General features: G+C 72.6%; 9 protein-coding genes and 1 tRNA gene. 2 read left to right on the forward strand and 8 right to left on the reverse strand.

Features of this window, described 5'->3' with window-relative positions:
- Positions 1 to 14 precede the first annotated feature (14 nt).
- A complete protein-coding gene (locus ACZ6C6_RS04110) occupies positions 15 to 1,064 on the forward strand; it encodes a DUF2804 domain-containing protein (protein ID WP_469198814.1) in 1,050 nt (349 codons plus the stop codon).
- A 29-nt stretch (positions 1,065 to 1,093) separates the two neighbouring features.
- On the opposite strand, the gene ACZ6C6_RS04115 is transcribed toward ACZ6C6_RS04110, so the two are convergent.
- The 7 genes from ACZ6C6_RS04115 to ACZ6C6_RS04145 all read right to left on the reverse strand — a co-directional run bounded on the left by ACZ6C6_RS04115 (position 1,094) and on the right by ACZ6C6_RS04145 (position 10,079).
- Positions 1,094 to 1,783 (reverse strand): DUF8010 domain-containing protein, encoded by a 690-nt coding sequence (locus ACZ6C6_RS04115; RefSeq protein WP_469198816.1) that lies wholly within the window; start codon positions 1,781 to 1,783, stop codon positions 1,094 to 1,096.
- Positions 1,780 to 2,202: an acyl-CoA thioesterase gene (locus ACZ6C6_RS04120; protein WP_469198818.1), complete on the reverse strand. Its 423-nt coding sequence runs from the start codon at positions 2,200 to 2,202 to the stop codon at positions 1,780 to 1,782. The genes ACZ6C6_RS04115 and ACZ6C6_RS04120 overlap by 4 nt, the downstream gene beginning before the upstream one ends.
- 5 nt (positions 2,203 to 2,207) lie before the next feature.
- Positions 2,208 to 3,872: an energy-dependent translational throttle protein EttA gene (gene ettA, locus ACZ6C6_RS04125; protein WP_469198820.1), complete on the reverse strand. Its 1,665-nt coding sequence runs from the start codon at positions 3,870 to 3,872 to the stop codon at positions 2,208 to 2,210.
- 239 nt (positions 3,873 to 4,111) lie between these two features.
- Positions 4,112 to 5,575 carry a Cys-Gln thioester bond-forming surface protein gene (locus tag ACZ6C6_RS04130; protein WP_469198822.1) on the reverse strand — a complete coding sequence of 488 codons (1,464 nt, stop codon included), beginning with the start codon at positions 5,573 to 5,575 and terminating at the stop codon, positions 4,112 to 4,114.
- Between the two features lie 208 nt (positions 5,576 to 5,783).
- Positions 5,784 to 6,386, reverse strand: coding sequence for a single-stranded DNA-binding protein (locus ACZ6C6_RS04135; RefSeq protein WP_469198824.1), 603 nt, complete (start codon positions 6,384 to 6,386; stop codon positions 5,784 to 5,786).
- A 100-nt stretch (positions 6,387 to 6,486) separates the two neighbouring features.
- Positions 6,487 to 8,430: a YfjP family GTPase gene (locus ACZ6C6_RS04140; protein WP_469198826.1), complete on the reverse strand. Its 1,944-nt coding sequence runs from the start codon at positions 8,428 to 8,430 to the stop codon at positions 6,487 to 6,489.
- A complete protein-coding gene (locus ACZ6C6_RS04145) occupies positions 8,427 to 10,079 on the reverse strand; it encodes a dynamin family protein (RefSeq protein ID WP_469199327.1) in 1,653 nt (550 codons plus the stop codon). The genes ACZ6C6_RS04140 and ACZ6C6_RS04145 overlap by 4 nt, the downstream gene beginning before the upstream one ends.
- A 318-nt stretch (positions 10,080 to 10,397) precedes the next feature.
- Here ACZ6C6_RS04145 and ACZ6C6_RS04150 point away from each other — a divergent pair.
- A tRNA-Arg gene (locus ACZ6C6_RS04150) sits at positions 10,398 to 10,470 on the forward strand.
- A 149-nt stretch (positions 10,471 to 10,619) separates the two neighbouring features.
- Here ACZ6C6_RS04150 and ACZ6C6_RS04155 read toward each other — a convergent pair.
- Positions 10,620 to 12,191: a vWA domain-containing protein gene (locus tag ACZ6C6_RS04155; protein WP_469198828.1), complete on the reverse strand. Its 1,572-nt coding sequence runs from the start codon at positions 12,189 to 12,191 to the stop codon at positions 10,620 to 10,622.
- Positions 12,192 to 12,277: the final 86 nt, after the last annotated feature.

Genomic DNA, 12,277 nt, shown 5'->3' on the forward strand with positions numbered 1-12,277 from the left:
GTTAGGATCCGGCCATGACGACGTTCGAACGCGAGATCACCGAGCCGGTCGACCTGTGCCTGCCCGACGGCCGCCTCGACCCGGCGGCGGTCGGCTGGTCGCGGACCCCGCTGCACCGCACCCGGCTGCGCGGCTGGGGCCGGACGAAGCGGTGGGAGTACTGGTGCGTGACCACGCCCACCCATCTGGTGGCGCTGACCGTCAGCGATCTGGACTTCCTCGCCCTGAACAGCGTCTACCTGCTGGAGTACGCACCCGGCGGCCTTGAGTTCGAACGTACGGCGATCCTCCCCGCCGGTCTCGGCGCCCGCCTCCCCGACATGGTGGCCGGCTCCCCCGGAGCCCCGGCCGTGGTGACGGGCCCGGCGCGTCCCACGGGCGGCAAGGTGCGCGTGGAGATCCGCGACGAGCCCGGGGGCACCCGGCTGCGGGCCCGCTGCCTGACCCCGGAGCGGGTCCCGGTGGAGGTCGATCTCCTGGTCGCCCGGCCGACGGACCATGAATCGCTCTCCGTCGTCGTGCCGTGGAACAGCCGCCGCTTCCAGTACACCTCCAAGCAGACCGCGCTGCCCGCGTCCGGCCGGGTCAGGGTGGGCGGGGAGTTCCTGGACTTCGACGGGGACGACACCTGGGCCGTCCTGGACCACGGCCGGGGCCGCTGGCCGCGTTCGGTGCGCTGGAACTGGGGCGCCGCGTCCGGCCGCACCGACGGGCACACCCTGGGCGTCCAGCTCGGCGGGCAGTGGACGCTGGGCACCGGCTCCACGGAGAACGCGCTCTGCGTGGACGGCCGGCTCAGCAAGATCGGCGAGGAGCTGGACTGGCGCTGGTCCGCCTCGGAACCGCTCCGGCCGTGGACGATCCGCACCCCGCTGACCGGGCAGGTCGACCTGACGTTCACCCCGTTCCACAACCGCCGCGTCCGCACCGAGGCGGGGGTGCTGGCCAATCGCACGGACCAGCTGTTCGGCCACTACGACGGCACGGTGCGCGCGGACGACGGGACGCGGATCGCGGTGGAGCGGCTGCTGGGGTGGGCGGAGGACGTCCGGATGCGGTGGTGAGCGGGGCTTTACGACGTAAGGCGCGCTGCTCAGCCGTTCACGGAGACCGCGAGGTTCCCCAGGCCGCCCGCCGCTCCGGCCCGGCGCAGGGCGACGGAGCCGTACGGGGTGCGCAGGCGCAGCCAGCTGCCGGCGCTCAGGAGGGCGACCGGGAAGTCGGGGTCGGCGCGCAGGAAGCCGAGGGACTGCGCGGCGTGGACCGCGCGCAGCGGGAGTTCGGTGTCGGCGAGGGTGCGCGACCAGATGTCGTGGCCGATGCGGTCCCGCTCGGCGCGGGTGCGCCGGTCCTCGGGCAGGGCCTCGTCGCGGCCCCGGAATTCGCTGACGGCCGCGGTGAGCGCGGCGCGCAGGGCGACGGGTCCCGGCAGGCCGGACCGCTCCCGCCAGCCGCCGCGCGGCGGGAGGACGCCGGCCCAGGGCGGTCCGGTGACCGGCGCGGGCAAGGCGGCGTCGTCGTCCCGCCCCTGGTCCGGCAGGGCCTCCAGGAGGTCGCCGGCCGACACGGTGACGTCGAAGTCGTGCGCGTGGGCGAGCCGGGCCGTGCGGATCGCCAGCACGTCGAAGGACGGGGGCCTGCCGAACACGGCGAGCGCGCCGCCGCCCGCCTGGAGGCGTACGGCGGCGGCGCGGTCGTAGTGGAGCAGCCGCCCGAGGAAGGCGCCGAGATCGGCGGCCTCCCTCGCGTCGGCGAACCGCAGCGGCTGTACGGACACGGTCATACCGCGGCGGGCTCCTCGGCCAGGTACTCCTGGAGGAACAGCTTCTCCTCCGGGGAGATGCGCCGGGGGCGCTCCTCGGCCAGGTTGTACGGAACGACGACGGTCGAGGCGCGCACGTAGACCTGGTCCGGGTCCTTGATCTCGTAGGCGATCGTCAGGGACGCGGCGCCTATCTTCGTGACCCAGGACTCGACGGTCACCGGCCGGTGCCGGTGGACCAGGGGCCGCACGTAGTCGATCTCGTGCCGCGCCACGACGGAGCCGCCCGCGAAGGACGGCGAACCGTCCCCGGGCGCCAGCCGGAACATGAAGTCGATGCGCGCCTCCTCCAGATAGCGGAGGAAGACCACGTTGTTGACGTGGCCGAAGGCGTCCATGTCCGACCAGCGCAGCGGGCAGCTGTAGATGTGACGAGCCAAGACGATCAGCCTCGCGTGAGCTTCTTGTACGTGGCGCGGTGCGGGCGGGCCGCGTCTGCGCCGAGCCGGTCGATCTTGTTCTTCTCGTACGACTCGAAGTTGCCCTCGAACCAGTACCACTTGGAGTCGCCCTCGTACGCCAGGATGTGCGTGGCGACGCGGTCCAGGAACCAGCGGTCGTGGGAGATGACCACAGCCGCGCCCGGGAACTCCAGCAGGGCGTTCTCCAGCGAGGACAGGGTCTCGACGTCGAGGTCGTTGGTGGGCTCGTCGAGGAGCAGCAGGTTGCCGCCCTCCTTGAGCGTCAGCGCCAGGTTGAGGCGGTTGCGCTCACCACCGGAGAGGACACCGGCCGGCTTCTGCTGGTCCGGGCCCTTGAAGCCGAACGCGGAGACGTACGCCCGCGAAGGCATCTCGACCTGGCCGACGTTGATGTAGTCCAGCTCGTCCGAGACGACGGCCCAGAGGGTCTTCTTCGGGTCGATGTTGGCGCGGGACTGGTCGACGTAGCTGATCTTGACCGTGTCGCCGACCTTGATGGAGCCGCTGTCCGGCGTCTCCAGGCCCTGGATCATCTTGAACAGCGTGGTCTTGCCCGCGCCGTTCGGACCGATGACGCCGACGATGCCGTTGCGCGGCAGCGTGAACGACAGGTCGTCGATGAGGACCTTGTCGCCGAAGGCCTTCGAGAGGTTCTCGACCTCGACGACGATGGAACCGAGCCGCGGCCCCGGCGGGATCTGGATCTCCTCGAAGTCCAGCTTCCGCATCTTGTCCGCCTCGGCGGCCATCTCCTCGTAACGGGCGAGGCGGGCCTTGGACTTGGTCTGACGCCCCTTGGCGTTCGACCGCACCCACTCCAGCTCTTCCTTGAGCCGCTTCTGGCGCTTCTCGTCCTTGCGGCCCTCGACCTTGAGGCGGGCGGCCTTCTTGTCGAGGTACGTGGAGTAGTTGCCCTCGTACGGGAGCGCGCGGCCGCGGTCCAGTTCGAGGATCCACTCGGCGACGTTGTTCAGGAAGTAGCGGTCGTGGGTGACGGCCACGACGGCGCCCGCGTACTTGGAGAGGTGCTGCTCCAGCCAGTTCACCGACTCGGCGTCGAGGTGGTTGGTGGGCTCGTCGAGGAGCAGCAGGTCGGGCGCCTCGATGAGGAGCTTGCAGAGCGCGACGCGGCGCTTCTCGCCACCGGAGAGGTTGACGACGGGCCAGTCGCCGGGCGGGCAGCCCAGGGCGTCCATGGCCTGCTCCAGCTGGGCGTCCAGGTCCCACGCGTTGGCGTGGTCCAGGTCCTCCTGGAGCTTGCCCATCTCGTCCATGAGCGCGTCCGAGTAGTCGGTCGCCATCAGCTCGGCGACCTCGTTGAAGCGCTTGAGCTTGCCCATGACCTCGGCGGCGCCGTCCTGCACGTTCTCCAGGACCGTCTTGTTCTCGTCGAGCTCCGGCTCCTGCATGAGGATGCCGACGCTGAAGCCGGGCGACAGGAACGCGTCACCGTTGGACGGCTGCTCCAGGCCCGCCATGATCTTCAGCACCGTGGACTTACCGGCACCGTTGGGCCCCACGACACCGATCTTCGCGCCGGGCAGGAAGTTCAGGGTGACGTCATCGAGGATCACCTTGTCGCCGTGCGCCTTGCGCGTCTTGCGCATGGTGTAGATGAACTCAGCCAAGAGAAACCGTCCGGCAATCGATGTGTGGGCAGATACACCCCATCTTGCCTGACGGCCGCCTCTTGACGGAAACCGGTCCGGTGCGCGATACGCACGGTCCCGGGTCGCGGTACGTGCGGGCCCGGCGGGGCGGTGCGCGCGGGCCCGGCGGGGCGGTGCGGCGGGGGTACGCCAAAGCCCCGGCGGGCCGAAGCCCGCCGGGGCCTTGATCAGTGCGTGTGACGGAGTGCTACCGCTGGTCACTCACTGGCGGTGCGGCCCTTGCGGCGCAGGAGCACGACCGCGCCGCCGCCGACGACGACCAGGGCGATGGCGATGCCCGCGATCATCGGGGTGGCGCTGGAGCTGCCGGTCTCGGCGAGGTTGGTGTCGTCGCCGCCCGTGTTGCCGCCGGCCGTGGCCGTGGTCGTCGTGGGCGTGTCGCCACCGGTCTGGGTGTCGGTGCCACCGGTGCTGCTGCCGCCGGTGCCGCTGCTGGTGGTCTTGCAGTCCAGGACGCCCTTGAAGGTCTTGGAGAAGCCGTTCGGGCCGGTGACCGTGATGTCGTACGCCTGGTCCTCGGCGACGGGCACGGTGACGGTGACGGTCTTGCCCGCCTCGACGGTGTTCTCCTTGCCGTCGAGCTCGAAGGTGAACGCCTCGTCGCCCTGGTTGCCGACGGTGATGTCGACGCCGCCCTTGTCGCAGTTCTTCTCGGCGGTCGCCGTCGGGATCGGGCCCTTCTTGGCCCAGGTGCCGGTGGCGGTCGCGGAGACCGTCGACTCGCTGGAGCCGGCCAGGATCTGGGTCTGGCTCTTGGTGACCCCGGCGAAGGCGCGGCCGACCGGGACGGAGGTGGCGGCCTGGACGGTCAGCGAGGCGGTGCCCTCCTCGGAGCCGGCGGGCACGTCGAAGTAGAGCTGGTCCCCGTCGGACGCCGTGGTGACGGGCTTGCCCGCCTTGTCGGTGACCTTCACGCCGCTGGCGAGGTCCGCCGGCGGGGTCACCGTGGCCTGGCCGGCGTTGGTGCGGACGGTCACCGGGCCGAGGCGCTCACCGGAGCGGCCGGAGACCGCGACCGGGTCGAGCGCCAGGGACGCCTTCGGCTCGGCGATGTCGGTGGCGGACTCCTGCAGCCAGTCCGCCAGCTTCTCCGCCTGCTCGTCCTGGGCGGTCACGTCGACGTGGTCGGAGAACCGCCAGATCGCGACCTGGGTGCCCGCCGCCGCGGTCTTCTCGGTGAGCGTGCCGGTGCCGGCCGCCTTGGCGAGCTCCGAGAGGTTGTCGACCTGGGGGTACGAGTGCTGCAGGACCCAGAGGATCTTGCCGGCGTCCTTGTTGCTGCCGAGCGAGGTCTGGCCCCAGGGGGTCTCCAGGTACTTCGCCTGGTCCTGGGTGTGGTTGTGGATGTCGATGCAGTACGTCTTGAGCTTGCCGCCACCGTCGACGTTCATCTCGAACAGGCCCGCGGACACCTTGTCCTTCTTGCCGTCCGTGTGGACGTAAGCGGTGTCGAAGGTCTTGAGACCGTCCAGCACGGCGGTGGCCCCGCCCTGGTGCGCGGGCACCTCGTCGGCCGTCGCGGTCCCGGCGCCGACGAGGGCTCCGGCCACGACCAGGCCGGACGCCATCGCCGAAGCGGTCAGCCGGGCTATGCGCCCGCGTCGTGCGGTCGGGACCGTCGCCTTGGAAGACGAGGCGGTCGCTGAAGAAGCAGAAAACACTTATTTCCCCTCCGGGCGAGACCCTCGCGCCCGGTACGCGTGTGGGGATTGTCCCGCCTGCTACTCAAGTGCCTTGTGAGTACGGGGAGATCCTATGGAGCGGGCCATGAACAGTCCCCCGTCATACCAACCGACAACCATTCCGAATCGCAATCGTTATCCCGGGCAACACGCGCCCCCTTGCGCCCCCGCCCGGCCCACCCGGTCCTCACGCGGTGACCAGATCGGAGTCGGGCTTCCGGGGCGCCGCACCGGTCTTCTGACGCACCGTCCGCCGCCGCGTCGCCGTCCGCTCCCGCACCGGCGCCTCCTCCGACGGCTCCGCACCGCCCGCCGGTCCGTCCTCGCCCACCGGCTCCCCGCCCGGCCGTTCCGGCGCCTCCCGCACCGCCCATGGATCGGCCCCCGCCGCCACCGGCGCCGGACCGTACCTCGATGTCAGCCCCGGCTCGCCCCTGACCACCCGGCGGAAGGCCGCCGTGCCCCGGGTCAGATCGTGGCCCACCGCCACCGCCTCGATGTCCACGAAGGTCCGGCGCTGCCCCTCCAACTCCTCCTCGCGCACCTTGAGCCTGCCGTGCACCACCAGTGGCTCCCCCACCGCGACCGAGCCCGTCAGATTCGCGGCCAGCGTGCGCCACGCCCACACGGTGTAGAAGCTCGTGTGCCCGTCGGCCCAGGCCTCCTTGGCCCGGTCCCACCGCCGGGGCGTCACCGCGAACCTGAACCGGGCCATGCCCCCGGTCGCCGTCTCCCGGAACTCCACCGCCGTCGCCGCGTTCCCCACCAGCGTCACCAGCGTCTCGTTCATGACTCCGCCTCCCCTTCGCCCGGATTCCGTGACCGCGCCATACGCGCGGTCACCGGTCCCATGCTGGAGGGGAGGCGGAAATCCTGCCGGGGGCTGTGGACTAACGGCCGGTTGTGGAAAACTCCGTCACCGCCACGTAGCGTTCACGCACTTCGCGGTAGCGCATCAGCTCGGCCGCGACCGGGTCGAGCACCCGGGCCCGCCCGCAGGCCGCCGCCGCCTCGCGCAACCGCCGTTCGGCCTCCTGCCCGTACCGCCGGGCCGGCCCCCGGGCCGCCGCCGCGCACGACCACTCGACGAGCGGGCCGCCCACGATTCCGGCGAGCATCACCAGGGTGGGCGTCAGCAGCCCCGGCTCCAGTACGCCGATGATCTGGCCGGCCAGCCACAGGCCGCCGAAGACCTGCAACAGCGTCATCGCGACCTGCGCCAGCACCGCCGCCGGCCACCACGCGGGACGCGGCGGCTTCCCTGCGGCGCGCCCGCCCCGGCCCTCACCCGACGGTCCTCCCGCGGCCTCCGATGCCGACGGGCACACCGCGGCACCGCCCGCACCCCGCACCGCCGTCTCGCCGCCCGTCAAACGCTCCGCCAGTTCGTCCAGCGCGTCCGGCAGCCCCTTCGCCCCGTGCACCGCGGCCTCCCGCACCGCCTGCGCCCAGGGCCCGGGCAGCCCGGCCGCGGCGTCGTCCGCGACCGTGCGCACGGCCTGCTCGACGCGCTGGCGGGCGGTGAGCCGTTCCTCGGGCGGGGCGGCGAGCGGGGCCCGGTCCCGGCTGCCGGGCTGCCGTGTGGCCTCGTACCAGCGCCACAGCCGCAGCCACGGCGTGCCGCAGGCCCGTCCGGCGTTGCGGCGCCACTCGCGTTCGGCGGCCTGGCCCGCCGCCGCCGCGCCCACGGCCTCCGCGAGCCGGTCCGTGAACTCCTCCCGGGCCCGCTCCCCCAGACCCGGCCGCCCCTCGGCGACGTACACCGGCCGGAGCCTGGCCGCCGCCGCGTCCACATCGGCGGACAACCGGCGGGTGGCGGCCGTGCGGTCCTGGACGAACCGGCCCAGCAGCTCGCGCAGTTCACCGACGCCCTCGCCGGTGAGGGCGGACAGCGGCAGCACGGTCGCCCCGGGCTCGCCGTGCTCGCCGAGCGCCATGCCGTCCTCGTCCAGCAGCCGCCGCAGGTCGTCCAGGACCTGGTCGGCCGCCTCGCCGGGGAGCCGGTCGATCTGGTTGAGCACGACGAAGGTGACCTCGGCGTGCCCGGCCAGGGGCCGCAGATAGCGCTCGTGCAGGGCGGCGTCCGCGTACTTCTCCGGGTCCACCACCCAGATCACCGCGTCCACCAGCGCGAGCACCCGGTCCACCTGGTCGCGATGGCCCTTCGCCGCCGAGTCGTGGTCGGGCAGGTCGATGAGGACCAGGCCCTGGAGCGCCTCGTCGGCCGCCGCGCCCGGCTGCGGCCTGCGCCGGAGCCTGCCGGGCACGGCGAGGCGGTCCAGCAGCCCGGCGGCCCCGTCGGTCCAGGAGCAGGCGAGCGGGGAGGAGGTGGTGGGTCGGCGCAGACCGGTCTCGGAGAGCTGGGCGCCGGCGAGCGCGTTGAAAAGGGCCGACTTCCCGCTGCCGCTCGCGCCGGCGATGGCGACGACGGTGTGCCGGGAGGAGAGCCGCTGCCGGGCCGCCGCCTCGTCCAGCACCCGGCCCGCCTCGGCGAGCGCGGCCCGGTCCAGTCGGGCCCGGGAGAGCCCGACGAGCTCGCGCAGAGCGTCCAGGCGCGGCCGGAGCGGGCTGCCGGAGTCCACGTACGCCTCGACCTGCGGCCGCCCCTCGTCCTCTTCCCCGGGGGCCTCGTCCGGGGTCTGTCCGGCCTCCTTGCGGGCGGCCTGCGCGCGCCGGGCGATCAGCCCGTCGTCCCAGCCGGTGCCGGAACGGGAGGTGTCGGGAGGGGAGGTGTCGGCACGGGAGGTGTCGGAGCCGGAGGGGTCGGAGCCGGTGTCCGACAGCTGCTCCCCGGTTCCGCCCTGCCCCGGGTTCTCGTCAGTGACGGCAGTCATCGCTGCCACCTCTCCTTCTGCAGTAGGGACAGTGCGGCGATGAGTTCGGCCTGTGGTTCGGGGGCCACGTCGAGGGCGTCCAGAGGGGCGAGCCGCCGGTCGCGTTCGCCGTTCAGCACGTGGTCGAGGCAGTTGGTGAGCAGCGCGCCGCCCTTGTCGCGCAGCCGCAGCGCGCCCTGCGCCCCGATGCGTTCGGCGAGTTGTTCGCCCGCGGTGCGGGCGCGGCGTCCGCCGAGCAGGGCGGCGGCCAGCAGGGCGGCGACGGTCTCGGGGTCCGGGGCGGCGTTGCGCTCCATCAGGCGCAGCTCCTCCTCGGCGAGTTCTTCCAGGATGCGGCGCCATCTGCGCACGGTCATGTCGACGCGGCCCCGGATGTCCTCGGCCGGTCCCCAGCCGCCCTCCTCGCGGCCCGCCGCCTCGAAGGCGAAGGCGGCCGCCGCGGGCTCCTTGCGCCAGACGGCGCGGATCTGCTCGTCGGCGGCGGCGACGCCGCACTCCAGGAGTGCGGCCAGGCTCTCGACCAGGGCGTCGAGCACTTCGTCGGAGGTGCTGTACGTGGGGTAGCCGCGCCATCTGGTCCGGGCGTCGCCGGCGAGCGCGCCGCCGTTCTTCAGCCTGCGCCGGAGCCGGGCGCCCTCCTTCCCGTACGCCTCCTCGACCACGCCCGTGAGCCGTACGGCGGCGGCGTACTGCGCGGCGACGGCTCCGGCGAGCGCGGGCATCCGGACGTCGAGGGAGTCGATGACCCCGGCGGCGGTCCGGCCGACGGCCTGCTGGCGGGCGGCCGGGTCCTGGGCCCGGTGCGCGAGCCAGGCGCGGAGCGGGGCGACGGCGGTGGTGGGCAGAAGGCCGCTGCCGCCGCCCGCCGATTCGGGCAGCTCGGGGATGGTGAAGCGGGGTACCTCGCCGAGCCCGGCCTTGGTGAGCAGCGCCCCGTACTGGCGGGAGACCTCGGCGATCACCTGGTGCGGGACGCGGTCGAGGACGGTGACGAGCGAGGCGTTGTACTCCTTGGCGGTACGCAGCAGGTGCCAGGGCACGGCGTCGGCGTACCGGGAGGCCGTCGTGACCATGACCCAGATGTCGGCGGCGCAGATGAGTTCGGCGGCCAGGACCCGGTTGCGCACGACGAGGGAGTCGATGTCGGGGGCGTCCAGCAGGGCGAGCCCGCGCGGCAGCCCGGTCGCGGTCTCGACGCGCAGCGCGGTGCCCTCCTCGGCCGCGTGGCCGTCGGGTCCGTCGAGGTCGTCGCACTGGCCGGGCTCGGGGTACTCCTCGGGCGGCAGCCAGACCCGGGTGAGCTGGGGCAGCACCCGTACGTCCACGAACCAGTGCTGGTCGTCCGGGTGGCAGACGAGGACGGGCGTGCGGGTGGTGGGCCGCAGCACCCCGGCCTCGCTGACCCGGCGGCCCACCAGGGAATTGACGAGCGTCGACTTGCCGGCGCCGGTCGATCCGCCGATGACGGCGAGCAGGGGCGCCTCGGGGTCCTTGAGCCGGGGCAGCAGGTAGTCGTCCAGCTGGGCGAGCAGCTCGGTCCTGGTCTGCCTGGCGCGGGGGGCGCCTGGCAGCGGGAGTGGGAGACGCACGGCGGCGACACGGTCGCGCAGGGCGGAGAGTGCGTCGATGAGCTGAGGCCGTACGTCCAAGGTCACCACATGCGAAGAATGCCCAATTTTGGAGCCTTTTTGAAGCGTATAGCCACCTCTGCGCGCCGGTTCCTTCGTCCGGACAGAGGGGATGAGTGGGGCGCAGGCATAACGAGTGCACAACACCCGTGGCGTGAAGCGTCAAAAGCGGTGCGTGATCCGGCCCTACCTGCGATTATCGTTTCGCTTCACCGAACCTCCACATCGTGCCACGCAGGTGAAGCAACGAGGTCGAGCCAATCAGAGCCCTATCCTTGTCCCGGCAAGGTCACGGACCGCCCGGGTCCCGGGGCTCCTGACCACCGCAGCCACCACCCGGCCCCCGTAGCTCAGTGGATAGAGCAGGTGCCTTCTAAGCACTTGGCCGCAGGTTCGAGTCCTGCCGGGGGCGCATCCGCCCAGCCGCCCGCGCCGGACCTCCCCCCCGAGGGAGGTCCTTTTTTTCGCGGGGCACAGCACGCTAGCGCGGCCCGTGTAGTGGCGGCGTAAACACCGCCGGGGCCCCGGGGGCGCGCATCGCTCCCCCGGGGCCCCTGCCGGTCAGTCCATCTCGCCCTCTCCCCGGTCCTCCACGCTGTCCCCGCCGTCCTTCAGCCGGTCCGCGCGGGTGATCGCGTCGGCCAGCTTCGTCACCGAGGCGTCCTCGGTCGTCGTGGCCAGCTTCTCGGCACGGTCGGCGAGTTCGGCGAGGCCCGGGGTGCCGGGCAGGCCCGCGCCGCGCAGGTTCTCCGCGAAGTAGGCGGCCACCGCCGTTACCTGGAGGCGGGTGCTCCGGCCGCCCCAGAGCTTGCCGGTGATCGCCCCGGTCGCCACGGAACCGGTCTTCTCGTGCGGCTTGCGGGTCTTCGGGTCGAGCCAGCGCACGGTCGCGGTGGCGACATGGCCGGAGGCTCCGTCGCGCAGGTGCACCGCGTACAGGGCGGTGACGGTGTGGCCGGGGCCGACCTCGCCGCCGTCCACGGTGTCGTCGCGGAAGTCGTCGTCGGCGACCTTGCGGTCCTCGTAGCCGATCAGCTTGAACTTCTCGACGGTCTTCCGGTCGAAGGCGACCTGCGCCTTGGCGTCCCGGGCGGTCAGTTCGAGGTGGGCCGGGAGCTGGTCCACGAAGACCTTGCGGGCCTGTTCCTCGTCGGCGATGTACGTGGTGTGGCCGTCGCCCTTGTTGGTCAGCTGCTCCATGAACGCGTCGCCGTAGTCGCTGCCGACGCCCACGCCGAACAGGGTGATGCCGTACTCGCGCCGGGCCGAGTCGATCCGTTCGAGGATGTCGTCCGCCTCGGTGTCGCCGGTGTTGGCCAGCGCGTCGGACAGCAGGACGACGCGGTTGTTGACGCCCTTGCGGCGGCCCTCCACCGCTTCCTCGTAACCGCGCTCGATGCCCGCCCCGACGTTGGTGGAGTCAGCGGGTTCCAGCGAGTCGACGGCGTCGCGGATCCTGCTCCGGTGGCCGCTCAGCCGGGTCATCGGCAGGACGGTCTCCGCGTCGTCGCTGAAGGTGACCAGGCTGATCGAGTCGTCGTCGCGCAGCTCGTCGGTGAGGATGCCGAGCGAGGTCTTGACCAGGCCGAGCCGGTCGGGCGAGTTCATCGAGCCGGAGACGTCGACCACGAAGGTGAGAGCGGCCGGGGGCCGTTCACCGGTGCTGGGCGCGGCCTTGGTGGCCAGGCCGACCCGCACCAGCGACCAGTCGCCGTCCTCTCCGGCGGCCCTGGCCCCGTCGACGGAGACGGAGAAGCCGTTGCCCTCGGGGCGCTGGTAGCCCTGGCGGAAGCTGTTGACGAACTCCTCGGGCCGCACGGTCTCCGGCCCGGGCAGCCGGCCGTCGGCGAGGGTGCGGCGGGCGTAGCCGTACGAGGCGGTGTCGACGTCCAGCGCGAAGGTGGAGAGGTAGTCGGGCCGGGCGGACTCCTTCAGCCGGTCCGCGCCCCCGTCGTCGTTCTTCGCCCCGTCCGCCCCACCGCCCGTGTGCGCCGGCGCGGGCGCCCCCGCGCGCCGCTGGTCGGACGTCGCCTTGCCGTCCCCGCTGTCCGCCCCCGAGCAGCCGGTGAGCAGGACGCCCGACGCGAGCAACAGTCCCAATGCGCCCCGGTACTTCCGTGTGCGGTGTTCCATCCCGTACCCCCTGTGTCGTCACGTCAGCACTGGTGAATGTGACGTGCGAACGGGCGGCCCGGACCGGACGAAAGCGTTGCGGAACG

The organism is Streptomyces sp. NPDC041814, from assembly GCF_055590565.1.

Bases quoted from the DNA above. Each gene is read 5' to 3' on its own strand.
- ACZ6C6_RS04155 (WP_469198828.1), bottom strand. From the start codon at position 12,191: ATGGAACACCGCACACGGAAGTACCGGGGCGCATTGGGACTGTTGCTC.
- ACZ6C6_RS04110 (WP_469198814.1), top strand. From the start codon at position 15: ATGACGACGTTCGAACGCGAGATCACCGAGCCGGTCGACCTGTGCCTG.
- ACZ6C6_RS04135 (WP_469198824.1), bottom strand. From the start codon at position 6,386: ATGAACGAGACGCTGGTGACGCTGGTGGGGAACGCGGCGACGGCGGTG.
- ACZ6C6_RS04115 (WP_469198816.1), bottom strand. From the start codon at position 1,783: ATGACCGTGTCCGTACAGCCGCTGCGGTTCGCCGACGCGAGGGAGGCC.
- ACZ6C6_RS04140 (WP_469198826.1), bottom strand. From the start codon at position 8,430: ATGACTGCCGTCACTGACGAGAACCCGGGGCAGGGCGGAACCGGGGAG.